Here is a 17,432-nt window from a genome sequence, read left to right as displayed (position 1 = left end):
GTAATTTTCATCGAATTTTGACCCACGTGATTGAATGCCCTGCTCAATCTTTGAGCAGGGGATACAGAGGTGATCACGGTGGGCATATTGGCCAAGATCAGGCGGATGTATTTCCGCGAGAAGGTCCCGCTGCGCGAGATTGCGAGGCGCACGGGCCTGTCCCGGAACACGGTGCGCAGCTGGCTTCGGCAAACGGATGCCGTTGAGCCGAAGTACCCGAAGCGCGTCAGCCCGAGCGTCGTCGACGAGTGGGCCGCGCAACTGACGGGCTGGCTGCGGGCAGACAGTCATCGCCCGAAGCGTGACCGGCGCACGGCCCGGTTCATGTTCGAGGCCATCCGCGGCGAGGGCTACGCCGGCAGCTACGGCCGCGTCAGCGCCTTCGTGAGACGCTGGCACGAGGAGCAGGCTGAAGCACCGCGCAGGAAGGCCTATGTACCGCTGGCCTTCGAACCCGGCGAAGCATTCCAGTTTGACTGGAGCTGCGAATACGCCTTCATCGGCGGGTTGCGGCGACGCCTGGAGGTCGCCCACGTCAAGCTCAATGCCAGCCGGGCGTTCTGGCTGGTCGCCTATCCGACCCAGAGTCACGAGATGCTGTTCGATGCGCACGCCCGCGCATTCGCCGCGTTCGGCGGCGTGCCGCGCCGCGGCATCTACGACAACATGAAGACCGCCGTGGACAAGGTCGGCCGCGGCAAGGAGCGCGCGGTCAACGCCCGCTTCGAGGCAATGTGCGGCCATTACCTGTTCGAGCCGGAATTCTGCAACCGTGCCGCCGGCTGGGAGAAGGGCATCGTTGAGAAGAACGTGCAGGACCGGCGCCGCCAGATCTGGCACGAGGCTGCGCTACGACGCTGGGAAACGCTGGAGCTTCTGAACGAATGGGTCGCGGGCCAGTGTCGTCAGGCCTGGCAGATGCGGCACCCGCAGTGGCCCGAGCTGACGGTCGAGGACGTGCTGCAGGACGAGCGCACCAGGCTGATGCCCAATCCACGCCCGTTCGACGGCTATGTCGAGCAGACGCTGCGGGTGTCGTCGACCAGCCTCATCCACTTTCAGCGCAACCGCTACAGCGTGCCCACCGAGTATACGAACCAGCTGGTGAGCGTGCGCTGCTATCCGGCATATCTCAGCGTCGTCGCCGACGCCCAGGAGATCGCACGCCACGAACGCAGCTTCGAGCGGCACATGACCTTCTACGACTGGCGCCATTACATCACGCTGGTCGAGCGCAAACCCGGCGCGTTGCGCAATGGTGCTCCGTTCGTCACGATGCCACAGCCGCTGCAGCAGTTGCAGCGCCACCTACTGAAGCACCCGGGAGGCGATCGCATCATGACGCAGGTGCTCGCCGCGGTGCGCGAACACGGACTCGATGCCGTGCTGCTTGCTGTGCAGGCAGCGCTGGACTCGGGACGCCCCAGTGGGGAGCACGTTCTGAACGTGCTGAGCCGGTTGAAGGCGCCCACCACGAGTACCAACCTCGCGACGACGAAACTCCAGCTCACCGAAGAGCCGGCTGCCGACGTGAGCCGCTACGAAACCCTGCGCGCCAACCCACCGGAGGACCGTCATGTCTAACGACATCGCCGCCCAACTCAAGGGGCTCAAACTGCATGGCATGGCGAGCACCTGGCCAGAGCTGCTGGCGCAGTCGCGTCACACGGAGTTCGACCCGGAGCGCTTCATGAAGCAACTGCTGATGGCTGAGACGGCGGAGCGACAGGTGCGCTCGATCGCCTATCAGATGACCGCCGCTCGCTTCCCGGCTCACCGCGACCTGAAGGGCTTCGACTTCGCGCAGGCGCACGTCGACGAAGCGCTGGTTCGAGAACTCAGTGACCTGTCGTTCCTCGCAAGCGCACACAACGTCGTGTTCATCGGTGGCCCCGGCACCGGCAAAACGCACCTCGCCTCAGCGATCGGAATTGAGGCCGTGCAGCGCCACGGCAAGCGCGTGCGCTACTTCTCGACCGTCGAGCTGACCAACGCACTGGAGCAGGAGAAGTCCATCGGCAAACAAGGCCAGATCGCCCATAAGCTGATGTACGTCGACCTGGTAATCCTCGACGAACTGGGCTACCTGCCGTTCAGCCAGACCGGTGGCGCATTGCTGTTCTACTTGCTCTCGAAGCTGTATGAACACACGAGTGTCGTGATCACCACCAACCTCAGCTTCGGCGAGTGGGCGACCGTGTTCGGGGACGCAAAGATGACGACGGCGCTGCTGGACCGCGTCACCCATCACTGCCACATCGTCGAAACGGGCAATGAATCCTGGCGCTTCAAGTCCAGTTCTGCCAAGGCGAAGGCAACCAGAAAGAGAGCAGCAAAAGCAGCAGGCAATGAGGAGTTATCCACACCGGAATAGATGTACTACGCTGTCTCGGGGTGGGTCAGATTTAGATGAAAACGGTGGGTCAAGATTCGGTGAAAATCAACAGGCTGTACGCAAGTTGAACGGCGTCGACGACCGATAGCGACTCCATTCTCTAATCAGGCACGGGACATCAACAACTACGGGCACCGCGTCTACGAGAACATGCACGTTAGGTGAGGATGGGTCGGCGGTGAAGACCGTTGTCCGTTAGGGCGGTCGCAACTCCGGCTGACACCTTAGAGCCATGATACGGAGGGCTTGACCATTCAAGCTTGACGACGGAGTGCCGATATCCAGCAGAAGGGCGATTGCCGGGCGTGCTTTCCTTTCAACCATGCACCCCCAGCGCAAGACATACGCAAGGCTAAGCAAAGACGGCCACGACGTATCCTACTAATTTAGTACAAGGACCCTGAAGGCACATGGACAAGGAAAGGTTGGCGCAGTGGGGCATCCCTATGATTCTCGTCCAGAACGTGAATAAGTGGATGTACGAAGTCTTGAAAGGATTGGCGAGGCTCGACGCTAAGCTTGTGGAGGAGGACAAATGGGTCGCACGCCTGCCCGAACATTCTCAACGTACGGTCGAAGACTACGACCGCCTCAATGACCACTTCACAATGTCGCAACTGTGGGTGATGGGCGCGTATGAACTTATCCGTACCTTCCGTCAGCAGCTTGATAAAAACGAGCATCCCCAACTCGCTATGTATCGCGCTCTCGTCGCCAACTTCGCCAAGGTCCGAGTGCCACTCGCCAAATTGGAAGCCGCGAAGAAATTCAAGGGCGGTCACTCTATTGCAAGGCCAGGATTCGCCGTTGGTAAGGGTGTTGGTTGGGTGGTAAGCGACGACGAATTTATTCGGCGGGAAGAACTGGCCGACGAGCTAATCCACTGCTTGACAGAGTACAACCACTGGGGGCCAGCGTTGGATGAATGGCGAAACCGTTTGTCGACGTAAGCTAGCGTCGTGCTCGGAGTATCGAGCTCTCGAGCATGTGCGCCTCTCAACTAAAGCCCTGCCAGCAGGAAGCTTGGGGAGGCAATAGCGGCACCACGCGGCATGCGGAAGCCTTCGCGGCGTCACTCAACCGACCGCGACCACGTCGCGCAATCGCCGCCCCATTGCGATAAGATAAACGAGCCTTCAAATTGCCTATGAACTATTTCCCCTCGTTACAAGGGCGCGACCACTGTGGGCACGAACACACCGGGCACATTAGCGGACGTACGTTGCGTCGCGCGTTGCGCAACCTCCCTGAAAAGCACCCACTGCGTCGGCACAAGGTAGCCGGTAACGGTTGGGTTGAAGTTTGCCCGATTTGCCACGATGCTGTGCTTCGGTCAACGACGACATCATGGCCATATCGGAATAAGGACGGAGTAATGTGCACGGTCGGCGACTTCGACCGTGTTCGTGGATGCTACGTTTCGGAGATATTTGACTTTGCTTCGTTCCTTCATACGGGGGCAGCTCTATCGGCCGCTATTGACCAACAAAAGCACGATGCGAAAACGATAGGCACCGAAAAGATTGGAGCGTCACTGCTCGCTTCTATCGAAGCTGGACGAGCAACGGAGTCGGATATCTTTGAGTTTAGCCAAGCTGTTCATGACTGGGGTGGCGGTCAACGAGTCTGGGGCAAACTTCCGCTCTACCATGGTCGGCAACTTGGAGCGACGCTTGCGCAATGGCTCCTCGCAGTGCCGAGTTCTTCCGACGCTTTTGCTATCGAAAAAGGAACAGAGATAAAAGGCCTCGACGTATCGTTTGCGAGCAAGCACCTCAGGATGCTTCAGCCGGAACGATTCTCCGTTTTGGACGGAGTCCTCAGCGGAGGATTGGGGTATGCGCTGAACCCGCGTGGATACCAATTGTTCATGCGGCACCTACGTCTGTACCAGCAAGTGCACCAGACTGGCGAAAGCATCGGGTTCGTAGAAGGTGGTTTCTTCCTGCTCGTCAGACAATCATTCAGGGTTAGAGGTTAACGATATCCTGTGTTGGTCGCTCTGCTCGTTGTAGGCCAGGCGGCATACCGCTTCGCCTACATTACTCGACGCTCGCTTAATCGGAGACAGCCGTGCGTGGCTCCCTTAATTTCTTGCCCGTGAGAGCACTAACTGCTCCACAGCAAAGGTCACAAACATCGACAAGGGCGAATTGCCACACAAGGCTTGCGGAGTTAATGCTCACCATTCAATACTTGTGCGCGTGCTACTACGCCGGATACCAATGCGGCGAGCGCAAGCATTTCAGTGCGTCCGGCGTGAACTGAGCGAGCCTATTGGCATTTCCCTTTATCCTCATACTACTGTTCCTTAGCTCTGCGAATGTTCGCTTCTCAGCTTCGGCCGAGTCCCGCCAAATGAGATGGTCTGCGCCGAGTTGAAGGACATATGAAAACGGGTCCATATGCGCCGAAGGAATACGGACGTTAGCAAGTATGCTCCCCAAACTGTCCGATAACTCGCAATTCTCTGGAAAAAGCGCCTGTCCTTTGAACTCGTCGTACCATTTGGAAAAGCTCTTGATTTGTCCATGATAAACGGGGTGCCCTGGCTCGTTCGGCGCCATATCAAAATGAGCACCGAAAACATGCGTTAGTGCCCGCTTACGTTGGCGGAAGTAGCCAACCTCCGTAGAAAAGGCGACTGCCTGCAATTCCTTGTCGGTCTTGTAGAGCTGCCTATCAAAAGTTATCCTCCCTTGCAGCATCACAAACAGACTCCGGTCCGTCGCATGACTTGCCTTCTCTGGGAGATTAAACACAACCGGTTTTATACGAAGGCAGATATCGTTTGGAAATCCAAGGTCGGTGGAGTGTTCAAGAACCGAAAATCCAGATTTCGGCATGACTGAAATTGATGAATTCAGCCGGTCGAGAAACGACATTGTATTGTCCCAAACCGTTGCCAGCTGCTGCAACGCGGTCCTATCGTTATTATCCATCGTCTTACATTACCTACAGGTCTAGTATCGGAGCCCACTCATCAAAGAAGACGCGCTCTATACGGCAGAAGCGAGCGCCTTCCGGTGTCCAGCTATTTGAGGGTGACGAGCACTCTCCAAGTTGACAAACAACCTTCTTTGTCAGCGGGCAAATAAAGCCTCCGCGCTCACCGCCGCACCGCTCACAGTTATGGCGTGTGAGCTTTCGACCAACCTTTGCTTCCAAAATGCGCCTATTTATGCCACCGATTGAATCTGCAGAAATCGACCCTTCGTCCTCTGGCGACAATTCTTCCAATATCTCGTCGACTTCCGACGTCCAATAATACTGGGCCAAGTCCGAAAAAGGGCCATTATACCTCGCACGAGCGAATATCTCCGTCAGAGTGGCTTGCTCAGCATCGACTGCAACGGCGACATAAGCGGCCAGTGCCGGCATATCTAGAATTGGCCCCGGGTACTTTAATATCGAATTCAGAAGCAAGTGCCCACAAATGTATGCCAGCAACTTCCTCTTTGATTCTGGTGACGATTCCGTATGAGTTTCCGCTGGCGGCATCAGATGAGCAAGAAGTGCGCTATTAGAGAAGCCGTATTTTGTGCTGTACTGCGCAAACTGAAGCTCACGTTCCTCAGCGCCGAGTATTGCCGCTATAACGGCGGAAGGACTGCGCTTCTCGAGCAACGATTCGTCCGTCTCGAGCCGCTCCCTTATTTGCCTAAACCCACGGAACGCTGCAACTACAAACTTTGCTGTTTGCTTCGGGTCAGACGGTACGCGAAGCTCGAAGAGATTTGGCCTTGGAGGTAGGTGGTTCCTTTTTGGGTCATTGGTATAGTCACCCGCCGGGATACTTTTGAATTGACACCACTGAACGATAGACGGCCCAAAGAGACCGCGCTCACTCCGCGTCAAATCGTAGTCTGTAATAACAAGCTCCACCGAGTTTTGCTCGATAAGTTCGTTGAACTTGTCCCGTGCATCGCCGCTTTCATTGTCAGCTCTTTCGGGTAACCAAGCGATAACTTCGGCCTCACCTTCATTGAGAAGTGGCTCCACCGCCTCCTTCAACGGATTTAGCATTTCCGGGCGGTCGTCAATAAGCAAAATTGCGCTAGTCATTGTAGTTCAACGGTAGTTTGACTTGAAAGCATGTCGCGAACCCTGGCGGTGGCTCAACCACAACAATTTTACCCCCAAAGCTCTCGATGCCCCGTTTGATGAGCGTTAGACCCAAGCCCATCCCTGAGCCAAGAGGCCCCTGCTCGACGTCTGTTGTAGTAAAGAGTGGGTCGAACACTCTCTTTCGCAAGGAGGTAGGAATACCGACCCCCGTATCGGATACCTCCAAGAAGTGCCAACGACCTTCGTTCCAAGCACGGAATACGATGCGCCCCCGCTCTTTACTGGACTTCGCCGTCACCGCTTTCAGGGCGTTGGTGTACAAATTCAATGCAACACCGTTATACAGCGAGACGGGCACGAATGGAGCCATCACATCCGCTTCGATTTCGACATCAACGTCGATGTCTCGCTCATGGGCAAACTTGCCAAACACTCGTTTTACTTGTGTGACACGAGGCTTTGCCGGATACGGCTTTTGGGGTAGATTCGTGGTGCCTTTGACATATCCTTGAGAATAAGTCACGAATTCGCGCAATGACTCAATATGCGCGCCCAGCTTTTCTGCATGTGCAGCCATTGCGGGAGATTTGGAAGCTAACTCCTGCAAAGTTCTATGCGCGCTCTCCAGGTCGTCCATTGCCGACCCGAATTCGTGCGTCATAAATCCTGCAACGATGCCGAGCATTGCCATTGTTTCGAGGGTGCTCTCTCTCCGTTTCGAAAGCGTCTCGTGTTGCTCGGCCAATTCTTCGGCGGCGGCAAACCGTTTGACAAGTCGGTTTTTATCGGCTCGACTCAGGTTAGCATTGGCCTGGACTTCAGCGATGGCGCGTTGCGCCTCTAGCCGAAGTGACTCTACGATTTCTAGTTGCTCCTGCTTTTCCTGTTCTAACTGAAGCTCACGGTCAGCATATGCCAGAGCCTCCAAAGCGCCTCGGACGATATCCCATAGTTCGCGAAACGTCTCGTTTTCGACAAAACCTTCTCGGTCTGCCGATGCAATCAGGCCGGTGCCATCAGCACCTTGTTCGCTAGCCTTCGTGCTTTCAACCCGGACCGCACCAACAATTTGGGTGGGGTAGGGCAGTCGAAGCATGTAATTTAGCTGGGTCGAATTCTGCACTTCCGGCGGCATAGGAAAATACTTTGCCGCAATAGTCGACGCTGGATTTCGCGCGTTTCGACTCGTATCAGCAGCCAGCTGCAGCCAATCATCATGCTTATCTCCGTATGGATACACACGGAAGTCTCTGTCGAAGACAGCCACACCGCCGTAATCCTTTACCCAAGTGGTTGCAAGACGTCCATCGACGTCGATACCCGTGAATGTCCCCTTTCTGCGAGGAAAAAATCGGATATCGCCAAACAATTTTCCCACTTTATTAGGGTAACGGTCACGGATATTCAGCCACGGTTCGTCCTCGCCCTTCCGAAATATCTGAAGAGTGAGCTTGTTTCCGTCCAGAGTAATATCCGCGCGAAGAACGAAATTGTTTAGAAGCGTGCTGGAGACGTCTGCATCATCGCCGTCGGCTTGACCATTACGCCTTAGAAGAAGGCTGAAACCCGGGTCTTGCTTTTTACGAGTAGCGGCGCTAACACGCTTTTCGCCAGCGCGGCGCAGTAGATACCTATGAGGGGAGACGTTTCCCATGGAAGCCGTCTTCACCTGTCTAAAATCAACGTTCGCGGCCGGCTTCCTAAGCTCGGTCACAGTCAGCGTGGTACCAGTAGCGCGACGGTTCGATGCTCGTTTGAGCGTGTACGGGACGGTCAGTTTTCCGAGGTCTTCATTTTTGTCAAAGGCGGGCCAATCGAATACTGCCATCAGAATGGTCTTGAAGCCGCGAGCCTCGTCGCGAGCAACTGACTCAAGCACCAACCTTCTTCCAAGATAACGAACGGAAAATCTTCCTATCCCCTTTTCACCAGTAACGATTCTGCCGTAATCGTCACTTGCCTGAACCTGCTCCTTGGAACTTGTACCAATGCGCATCCAACCATGAGCAAACTGCTCAAAGGTCATGCCGTGACCATCATCGGAAATTGTTATTGATGTTGGATAGTCGTAATCAACGGTGCACGTGGCGGCATCGGCATCGTGGGCATTTTTAATCAATTCAAGAAGCGCAACCTCAGGCCTTTTAACCAGTCGCTCGCCAAGCTCACGTACAATGCGACTCTCTATCGAGAACGGGATTTCACCCTCCTCGAGTAAGTCGCCATCGTCTTCTATACTTATCATTTCCTGGTCTTCGGCTTCACTCACGGCGCCCCCTCATATCGTTGCCAACACCGTATTCAGTTGCGCAATTTCCACCTTCATAAGCCCTTTCGAGTGTGCGACGACCCGCGAGCGAAAGTTGAAAGTGGAAAGTTTTCGTATTACCTCTCTAACCCGCCGTCCCTGGGCTCCATATATTCCACAGACACCACCTACGGAGATAGCGGCGATGCCGTTTCCGACAACCTTTGGCGCATCACCACGAAAGCCGCTAGCTATCAATATCGGCGCGGGGCTCGGCAACTTGAATGCCCACCACAAATCGCGTCCTTGGCACGTGGCCGTTTGGCGTTCCTGCTCGGGCACACTCTCAAGATAGGACAGCAACCGCTCCGAAGGGTCCAGGTCTGTCCTGATGAGCCAGCAGCGCTTTCCGGCCGTCACGTACCGCAGCCGAAATGTTTCCTCATCGAGCGTCGTATCGCTGTAATCGAGAGGTTTCAAGGATGTTATGCATGGTACGACGTCACGACCACGCTTTAGGCCAAACCTCGCGCGCTCACCTTCCGTGAGGACTAAGGCCTTTTGCGTGCCGGGGCTTAGACCTCTTTTGGCCCGAAGCCCCGATTCAGGATGTCGCGTGTAAGCAAGCACGGCGCTCCGGGAGCCCGTTGGCGAACGAGTAGCCTTGACCGTGCCATTCGGCGTCGCCAGGAAGTAACTCCACTTCCCGCTCTTGTCTCGCTTGTCGACGATTGAGATAGTCGACGTTGTGAGAACGCGCTTGAAGGTGGAATCGCAAAGCCGATAGACGCTTACGCCCCAACTGTTATCCTGAATATATTGACGCAGAGCTTTTGCCGACGGCCGCGAAACCCACTCGTAGGGCACCACGAGGGCGGCCAAACCGTTGGCTTTTGTGCTCGCAAGTGAAAGCATAAAGAAATATTGCCACGCGTTTGCCAAACCTGACATCTGCACGCCCGTTCTTTCACGTATGATGGACGAGGCGTGCTTTGCCCAACCTAGCGGGAGGTCTTGATTTCGAACAAAAGGTGGATTACCAATGCCCACATCTGCGTCCGATACCATTTCTTCGAAAGCGCATATGTTTCGGATTTCGGCATTAGTCGGCAAAGATGCCCCCCCGATACGACGTTGGTCTATTTCGTATCCTACGTAGTTCTCGTACTCGCCGTACAAAGCAAAACGCCCATCGCCGGCGCCAAAGTCGATTACCTTTCCTATCTTTTCCCGCCGAGCTGTTACTTGCTGCCAAACACTTTTTACAAGGTCAGGAGGCGTGTCAACTTGGCAACGACCGAGATAAAGACTGAATTCAGCGTGATTTTCATAAGCCGGAGCAACGATATAGTTACTTGCGTCCGGCGAATTTGCGTCGTTCCGCATTGAAAAACCCATTTTTTGTTTCGTTCCCGTGCCGGTCTCAAGCGTTGTCTCGCGCACGCGCGTAGCCACGCGCAAGTGTATCCGATAACGGCCAACGCTCGTACGAAATCAAACATACGGCCGTCGACGCAGGAAGTATGGAATCCGTGCCGAGGCCACCTGACCGCAAAGCTGGTTGGCAGGAACAGGCCGCTAGGGGCCGCCACTCGATTTACATCTGCGATGGTGAGACATCGCATGACGCCTCGCGGCTAGCGTCACGTACAAAGTCGCGACTTGTAACCGTGCGTGGAGCAGGCGAGTTCCTAGTACAGTCGCTACAGTGATAGCGAAAATCATGTCAAGCGGCTTACCGGCTCAACTATCGTGGCCGCAATTTTCCCGTCCAGACTTTTACCTGCTCAAGCAGGAACAGTCGGTCGTCGTCGGTGAGCGGCTCGAGAAGACGCACAATATCATGCGCGACTTGCTGCGCGTCGCCGGAGCTCCCCTCCAACAACTCCATCCACGAGCACTCGAGGACCGAGCACAGCCTCTCAAGCGTCGCGACACCCGGCATCACCGCCCCTCGCTCAAATCGTGAGACCGTCTCCGCGTCGACGTCGATTCGCTCAGCGACGGCGGCTTGCGTCAGCCCGCGCTGCTTCCGAACCGATGCGATGTTCCGGCCAATGACCGACGCGAGGCTTGTAGCCATTACTCAACTCAACCTGTGGAGAGACACATAAAAATGTTGAGTTGCCGGCAGCGGTTTGGTAAGGTTTCAATCTGTAGACTAACAACAGATTAGTCCCACTCATCCACGAAAGCATGCTGTCGTCCCACGAACGGCGCACCGGTGATATGCCACCGCGAGCCCGTCTCGGGCACCTGCTGAAAACAAAGGAAGCTGGCTCCTGCCAGCGGACCGGCGATATTTCGCCCATGCATCGGCGTCCGTGGCCGAGCTCAAGACCGAGCGGCACGATGTCGGTCGACATTCGGACAGACGGGGAAAACATGAAGAAATCGGGGATTATCGCGGCTGGACTCGCCGCAGCTTTGCTAGCCATCGCCTCGCCGGCGACGTATGCGTGGACCGACATTGTCTCGGGCCCGTACGTCGAAACAACGCCACATAATTTTTCGCACACCTTCTATGTGTCCGGCGTTTGGCCAACCAAGGGGAAGGCATCGGCCCAGGCGCATATGGAGTGCGTACAGGACAACAGCTTCGAGGACCGCTTTCGCGGTAGCTGCCAATCAATCGCCACGTTCGATGGCCCGGCTGTCATCGCCCTTGTAACGGCTGAAAACCACTATTGGTCAGCATATGCTTCCCCAGATACCGACACCGCCGTGCGGAAAGCAATGGCACTCTGTCATAAGGACAAAGAGTACGAGTGCCAGTTGAATAATATTTACTGGGATTTCGGGCACAACTTCCTCGATGCCCCGGAGAGCTTCAAGCAGTTGTACATGAAACTCCACGACGGCGAATACTGGCGGCCGCTGAAGGGCTACTGGGTTCCCTGATTCGCGTGCGTGAAACCGTCCGAGGTGCTGCCATGTGGCGCCTCCATTACGACATGTGCCCCTCGGCTCCGATGACAGGCACGACCGAGGCGAGCGCCCATTCAACGCCAGGTGTGAGCACGCATCGCCAGTCATGACCGCGCGTCCTGTCTATGGCATACGAGCACGCCTCCGTCGGTTGCGTCCCATTCTTAAGGCACCGCTGAGCGGCGTGTTAGCGCTCGGCGGGAAAGACTCACGACCATACTTGGGACAACTCAACGTGAAACGCGGCAAATTGCAGCGACGAGCGCTTGCCTCTTTCTCGCGATTCTGACGACCGGCTGCGCGACGGTTACTGGCGGGACCACGCAAAACGTATCGGTGAAAACACAAAAGAACGCAGCAGACGTTGCAGGAGCGGACTGCGTCCTATCGAACTCAAGGGGTAGCTGGACGGTGACCACGCCCGGGAAGGTCAGCGTCCACCGGGCAAAGGGCGACTTGAATATCAAATGCTCGAAAGATGGCGAGCGCGACATCACCACCGCCGTCAAATCGAAGACACGCACGGGAACGATAGTTGGAAATGTCGTCCTGCTGGGCGTAGGCGCCCTGGTCCTGGATGGGGTCGACAAGGCAAATGGCTCGGCCTACGCCTATCCGGAAACCATCACCGTGTCGTTCGTAAACGGCGATGAGCCGCAGGGAATCCCTAGTGACGCAAGTACCGGCTCTATCAACGGCACGCCAGCTCAAGCAGCAGCGACGCCGGCGACAAACACCGCGTCGAATCTGACGAGGTAACTAAACAACTCGAGGGCACGAATCGCCACAGACAGCCCCCCGACGCTTCGAGTGCAATGCCTCGGTGTCGCATGCCATTGGCCGCATAAAAACGAAAATTGAGATTTGTGCGGCCAATCTTTTGAAATCAATGACATAGCGCTACCGCTTCCCGTGCGGTATTGAAAGTCGGTGCTCAGGGGGAGGTCAGGAGACAGTGCGAAGCAATCTGGATTACTGAGCCAGGCGAGGGAGTACCGGAATGCCGAGACGTCTTTTTGCCCCTGTCTGGAAAATTGCAGTTCGCTTACTTCCAGTCCCGTGTCGCCCAGATAGACGAGCAGCGTCCGCGTTGTGCTGGTTTTTGCATTTTTTTGTCGTTGCCATTACAGGGCTCCACTGTCCGGGTTGGTTTTGCGTACCCGGATGCGTTTGGGCACCGCCTTATTCATGAGCGCCAGGCCGAGCGCATCATTGGTGGTGTTCAGGGCCTTGTTGAGCTCGGGGAGGAGATTCAGGATGTTCAGGACCCGAATCACAGCGCCCCACGACACTCCGGGGTCGCCCTGTTCCAGCCGGTAGAGCGTCTTTTTTGAGATGCCCGCCCGCTCCGCCATGGATGACGTAGAAAGCCCCCGGCGTCGGCGGGCCAGCGCAAGGTCATCTCCGGCAGCAACCAGCGCACGTTCGACCGGCAACGGCATCGGATTTTCGATGAAGCGACCGGAAAGTCTGGGCGTCGCCGCTTTTTTTGGTTTATCAGTCATATCTGAACCCTTAATTGGTTAATACGTCATATTTGGCCACTAAAAACATTTCTCAGATGGGCGTCAGTACGCTGCTGAAAACGGTCAAATACGGGGCGATATTCAATTTAATGGGTCAGATATGACTCTTTATGGCGGAATCTGGGGTGAGAAGAGTCCAGAGGCTCCCTGTTGAGAAACGCCGCCCCAACCGTGGGCGCGACATCCTGTTCCTGTCGAGGGTGGCCGACCCCGAGCGCTGCCATGTGCTTTCAGGGAACGCCCGTGACCAGCGTTTTAACGTCGCGGCGAGTCATGCGCGCGCCCGCCGAACTGATGCGCGTTTAGCGCCTCATCAACGACTAGCCGTTGTCGAGCATCTCGAATTGCCGGCGTGGACTGCGCCGGCATCGCGATTACCTCGTCACAACCGTCGCAAAAGACCACTTCCTTTGCGAGACCCTTTTCATCACTGAACGGAACATCTCGACGAACGAAGGTTGTGCCAACGAGTTGGCATGCAACGCATGCAGATTGGGCTTGCTTTTATCGCCTTACTGAAAGAGTCTTGCGCCCATTGCGTCCTTAATCACCGGCGGTCGATACGCTTTTCCTTGCGGCTTAGTCGGGCCTGCGCGGACGCCTTTGCCCGAGATTTTCCGAGCTCAACGGCCTCCCGCACGTCCATCTCGAGTGCCCCCCGGTCGTTTTCTGGAGACGCCAGTTCGGCGAGCGCGCCATCCCGGCCTATGAGCCACAGCGCCGTTGCGTAGAGGCCAATGCCTACACCCGGTTCGCCAGCTTCTATACGCATCAAAGTCGGTACACTAACCCCGAGCCGGGCCGCCCAGGAAACGAGCGACTCTTTTCTGCGTAGACGAGCCACAGCCAGGTCTGCGCCCAAACGCTCGAGAGCCGCAACGGTGGCTGGAGGCATTTGCCAAATCGCGACGGGGGTTTTCGGCATAAATTCTATTTACGTACGAGACTGTATTCCGTGCAAATCTTCTTTACGATTTGCGTTTCCGCTCATCGGCTAGGCAACGTAGCCACTCTGTTTCGTTGCCTCTTCATCGCTTCCCGACGTCGCTCGTACAGCTCGTCGCGCAACAGCTGCTTGAACCTGTAGCCGATTTCGAACGGGGACATCGTCCGAAGCGCAACGTACTCTCGCGGCGTCATCGCATCAAGGACTTGCATAAGACCATGGTCCATAGCATCAGCAATCATCCGCTCGAGCGTGTACCGCCCGCCAATGGTTGACTCGGCGCGTTGTCCCTTGGTTCGCATCCTTCTCCCTCAATACCAGGCTATTTGCTCTCAATCATGCGGTGCCGCCAACCACTGCTGACTATGAGAATCGTTCATGTAGTCTGCGCCGCAGCAGTTCGACGACGGCGGGGTCCCCTAACCCATAGTCGGACTGGCAATGCACCAGCCGCTCTCGGCAACTTTCGAACCCATCCGTCCGGTCATCAATCGCAATCCATTCGAGGCCCTCACACCCTTGTCGGCGAACGTAGTCGAGGACCTGTGCGCCTCTCGATAGCATTGGCCACAATTGCTCGTCGAATTCGCAACCCTGATACGTCGCGCCGATTACCCGTGCGCGCAACGATGCCGACGGCAGTTGGGAACGGGTGTAGTCAAGCCCGAATCGATAGGCCCAATCGGAGGAAAGCACAACCGACACGTCTGGATGCGAGTTCAATGCGCCGTCCAGCGTGGGCACGAACTCAAACAGTTCGATGCGCCCGGGAGCGCTGCTAATGATGCGGCGGCCCGCAACATACGAGTTGCCTCGATGCAGGACTCCGTCAATGTCGAGAAAGAGAATTCGCCGCTCGCTCATCGTCAATATCTGTTGCCACGCTACTTGGCGCCGGCCCGCAATCTGCCGGCTCGGCGCATGCACAGCCATCACGAGCTACCACAGCGGGCCATCCAACTGAACGGGCAGCACCGCCATTGCCTTCGCAATGCGTCAGTAGCTCGCGGCTTCTCGAGATAACCAATTTGGGCATTCAAATGGTTCGCTGCCTGCTATGTGCGAGATAGGTCTGTAAACGCCGCACCCACGGGTTGCCAGCAGTCGCTCTCATGATGTCGTCGGCAGAGACGGGGTGCGTAGCGGCCTCGGCGGCCTTCTCAAGAAGCACTCGCAACCGGTCAGCCGCACCAGCGTCAAAACCGAACTGCGAGTCGACGTTCACACGCCTCGCCGCCGTCACGTCGCTGAACTCAAAATCCGGCGATGCGACCACAACGTACTCTGCCGGCAGCGAGGACAAGAACCCCAAGACCGCTTCCTCTTTAGTGCCGCCGAGGGTTCTCACTGCGTTCACGATGCGCTGCGCGAACGCCGCGCATTCCTGCCGCAAGACCTCGAGGTCGTAGAGCAGTGGCCAGTCGTTTGCAATGACTACGAGAGCCCCAGGGAACGGCTCGATTGTCCGTGCGAACAGGCTGGCGTCCGACTCAAGCGAACGAGAAGCCTCAGGTTCGTTTTCACGAGTCGTTATGGACGGATGTCGGTCAATCGCGCCTATAACGCCGCTGACGCAGAAGAAAATCAAAACCATGTATGTCCCATTTCGGAAGGAAGCTACCGGTGCGTGCCCGGGGTTTTCAATTTGCGTCGGCCGCTCGCCTCGCCGAGACGACGGACTTATCAATAGCGCGCACCTCCCTCGGTCCATTGCTCTGCTGGAGGGTCAATCGAACTGTACGAAAAGTGTCCGCGACGGAGGCTCTCGCTCCGTCGGCTCAAGTCGAATTGTAGCTTTTTATGCGTATTCTTTTCAAGCGTACACATAAGGAGTGGTAGAAAATTTTTCGACTGCAAGGGATGCTGTGCGGCTATGCCGAAGCTCCATGAAGCGGTCGCCAACGGGCTGTCCGAACGACTTAGAACGATTCGAAAACGTGCCGGCCTCTCGCAAGACGAACTCGCTGCGAGGGCGTCGCTGGCTCGCACGAACCTCGCGAGCGTCGAACAAGGACGGCGGGCAAACCTCCGACTTTCGACTCTTTCCCGGTTAGCCGATGTACTGGGCGTGGATGTACTCGACTTCTTCTGTGACCGGCCTGTCGACGAACAGCAACCAGCCGGGGAAGACGCCACGGCCCGAGTGATAGCCAACGTCAAACGGCTCAGAACTGAGGCGGGCCTCAGTCAGGAAGCGCTCTCGGTCAAAGCGCATCGATTCCGCACCTACGTGGGACGATTGGAGAACGGGGGCGCCAGTCCAATGGCCGTCGACCTGCAGGACTTGGCGGACGCACTTGGCGTTGGCATTCAGCAGCTCCTCGATGCAACGACACTGTCGAGCCGATAACGTGCCGCAGCCTCGAAGGTCCAGTGAGCGACAACCATTGGAATTCCCCGACATCCGTCCGTCGGCGCTGTAAAATTCCACGGCAACGTGCCGTCGACATAAGTGACGATGGAGCTGTGAATGGCGAGTAACCTGCCGTGCTTTACCCATCAGCAGTTGGAAAGTATCTGCCGTGTACTGGGCGATACGGCAAACGGTCTGACCGGGACCGAAATCGGCCACCTGCTGGCCAACAAACGCTTCCAAGACCCTACGCCCCAAATGACGAAATGGCAGCGTTTGTTTAATGCGCTCGCCACCCAACAAAACAAGCATGGCGTCGGCAATCACACCATTCAGTTCATCAATGAGGCGATGAATCCGTCGCTATACCTCCGGAAGCCTGAGCTCTTTGCATGGAGACGCGAAAAGCTGAACTCCGCCCTTTCGTTGTGCGGCTATCGCGTGCGGGAGGACGGGCAAGTCGGCTACGCACAAAAGGCCTCTACGCTAGATGAGGCGTTGTCGCGGGCAAACCGGCTAAAGGCAGTCCTCGAACAACGCGACGTTCATCCGAATGTCCTTGCCTTTTGCCGCAGTGAGCTTCTGCAGGAAAACTATTTCCATGCTGTCTTTGAGGCGGTCAAGTCAGTCGCTAAGCGACTCGAGCAGCTCTCTGGAGGAACAGGGGACGGCGCAGAACTTGTCGATTTCGCTCTAGGGATGTCAAGTGGGACGCCTCGCGTCGCCATCAATGCGCTCCAGTCTAAGACCGATTTCGGAGAGCAACGCGGGTTCGCAAATCTTCTCAAGGGCATCTTTGGCATGGTTCGCAATCCGCTCGCACACAATGCCAAAATCGAGTGGGACATGAGCGAACAAGACGCTCTGGACACGCTAACAATGCTATCGCTAGTCCATAGGAAGCTAGATATCGCGAAGTCCGGCGAAAGCGACTAGGTTACCCGGGGGCCGTGCAGGCCATCCAACCT

The 17,432-nt window shown here is 56.4% G+C and carries 16 protein-coding genes; 8 read left to right on the top strand and 8 right to left on the bottom strand.

Translation table 11 applies throughout. From position 1 onward, the window contains the following. Window positions 1-105: 105 nt before the first annotated feature. From istA to AK36_RS32540, 4 genes are all read left to right on the top strand, one after another. Window positions 106-1,584 (top strand): IS21 family transposase, encoded by a 1,479-nt coding sequence (istA, locus tag AK36_RS03200; RefSeq protein ID WP_233621336.1) that lies wholly within the window; start codon window positions 106-108, stop codon window positions 1,582-1,584. Further along, window positions 1,577-2,374 carry an IS21-like element helper ATPase IstB gene (gene istB / locus AK36_RS03195; RefSeq protein ID WP_045577841.1) on the top strand — a complete coding sequence of 266 codons (798 nt, stop codon included), beginning with the start codon at window positions 1,577-1,579 and terminating at the stop codon, window positions 2,372-2,374. Before istA ends, istB begins: the two co-directional genes overlap by 8 nt. Window positions 2,375-2,805: 431 nt before the next feature. Further along, window positions 2,806-3,345 carry a hypothetical protein gene (locus AK36_RS30235; protein WP_052691535.1) on the top strand — a complete coding sequence of 180 codons (540 nt, stop codon included), beginning with the start codon at window positions 2,806-2,808 and terminating at the stop codon, window positions 3,343-3,345. Between the two features lie 425 nt (window positions 3,346-3,770). Continuing rightward, a complete protein-coding gene (locus tag AK36_RS32540; protein ID WP_144410616.1) occupies window positions 3,771-4,376 on the top strand; it encodes a hypothetical protein in 606 nt (201 codons plus the stop codon). A 229-nt stretch (window positions 4,377-4,605) separates the two neighbouring features. On the opposite strand, the gene AK36_RS32535 is transcribed toward AK36_RS32540, so the two are convergent. From AK36_RS32535 to AK36_RS03175, 5 genes are all read right to left on the bottom strand, one after another. Then, window positions 4,606-5,337, bottom strand: a complete 732-nt coding sequence (locus AK36_RS32535; RefSeq protein ID WP_144410615.1) for a hypothetical protein — start codon at window positions 5,335-5,337, stop codon at window positions 4,606-4,608. Between the two features lie 13 nt (window positions 5,338-5,350). Then, window positions 5,351-6,460: a hypothetical protein gene (locus AK36_RS32530; RefSeq protein WP_144410614.1), complete on the bottom strand. Its 1,110-nt coding sequence runs from the start codon at window positions 6,458-6,460 to the stop codon at window positions 5,351-5,353. Further along, window positions 6,453-8,732 carry a sensor histidine kinase gene (locus tag AK36_RS30595; RefSeq protein ID WP_081059918.1) on the bottom strand — a complete coding sequence of 760 codons (2,280 nt, stop codon included), beginning with the start codon at window positions 8,730-8,732 and terminating at the stop codon, window positions 6,453-6,455. Before AK36_RS30595 ends, AK36_RS32530 begins: the two co-directional genes overlap by 8 nt. Window positions 8,733-8,741: 9 nt before the next feature. Further along, window positions 8,742-10,166: an Eco57I restriction-modification methylase domain-containing protein gene (locus AK36_RS32525; protein ID WP_144410613.1), complete on the bottom strand. Its 1,425-nt coding sequence runs from the start codon at window positions 10,164-10,166 to the stop codon at window positions 8,742-8,744. A gap of 292 nt (window positions 10,167-10,458) precedes the next feature. Continuing rightward, complete coding sequence (locus tag AK36_RS03175) at window positions 10,459-10,794, bottom strand: helix-turn-helix domain-containing protein (RefSeq protein WP_045577839.1); 336 nt, start codon at window positions 10,792-10,794, stop codon at window positions 10,459-10,461. A gap of 269 nt (window positions 10,795-11,063) precedes the next feature. Between AK36_RS03175 and AK36_RS34160 the strand changes: the two genes are divergently transcribed. Beyond that, a complete protein-coding gene (locus AK36_RS34160; RefSeq protein WP_106919405.1) occupies window positions 11,064-11,612 on the top strand; it encodes a DUF4189 domain-containing protein in 549 nt (182 codons plus the stop codon). Between the two features lie 438 nt (window positions 11,613-12,050). Continuing rightward, on the top strand, window positions 12,051-12,398 hold the full coding sequence (locus AK36_RS34155; RefSeq protein ID WP_224383331.1) for a hypothetical protein: 348 nt from the start codon (window positions 12,051-12,053) through the stop codon (window positions 12,396-12,398). 365 nt (window positions 12,399-12,763) lie between these two features. On the opposite strand, the gene AK36_RS03165 is transcribed toward AK36_RS34155, so the two are convergent. The 3 genes from AK36_RS03165 to AK36_RS03150 all read right to left on the bottom strand — a co-directional run bounded on the left by AK36_RS03165 (window position 12,764) and on the right by AK36_RS03150 (window position 15,705). Then, a complete protein-coding gene (locus AK36_RS03165) occupies window positions 12,764-13,144 on the bottom strand; it encodes a helix-turn-helix domain-containing protein (protein ID WP_224383330.1) in 381 nt (126 codons plus the stop codon). Window positions 13,145-14,474: 1,330 nt separating this feature from the next. Then, complete coding sequence (locus AK36_RS03155) at window positions 14,475-15,044, bottom strand: HAD domain-containing protein (protein WP_224383329.1); 570 nt, start codon at window positions 15,042-15,044, stop codon at window positions 14,475-14,477. 103 nt (window positions 15,045-15,147) lie between these two features. Further along, window positions 15,148-15,705, bottom strand: coding sequence for a hypothetical protein (locus AK36_RS03150; protein ID WP_045577836.1), 558 nt, complete (start codon window positions 15,703-15,705; stop codon window positions 15,148-15,150). A gap of 279 nt (window positions 15,706-15,984) precedes the next feature. Here AK36_RS03150 and AK36_RS03145 point away from each other — a divergent pair, with 279 nt between their 5' ends. Both AK36_RS03145 and AK36_RS03140 read left to right on the top strand, forming a co-directional pair. Next, window positions 15,985-16,461, top strand: coding sequence for a helix-turn-helix domain-containing protein (locus tag AK36_RS03145; RefSeq protein ID WP_045577835.1), 477 nt, complete (start codon window positions 15,985-15,987; stop codon window positions 16,459-16,461). A gap of 120 nt (window positions 16,462-16,581) precedes the next feature. After that, window positions 16,582-17,400, top strand: a complete 819-nt coding sequence (locus AK36_RS03140; RefSeq protein ID WP_045577834.1) for a TIGR02391 family protein — start codon at window positions 16,582-16,584, stop codon at window positions 17,398-17,400. Window positions 17,401-17,432 lie beyond the last annotated feature (32 nt).

The organism is Burkholderia vietnamiensis LMG 10929 (genome assembly GCF_000959445.1).
In the GTDB taxonomy this organism is placed as follows: domain Bacteria; phylum Pseudomonadota; class Gammaproteobacteria; order Burkholderiales; family Burkholderiaceae; genus Burkholderia; species Burkholderia vietnamiensis.
This window is presented reverse-complemented; position numbering and strand designations above follow the sequence as displayed.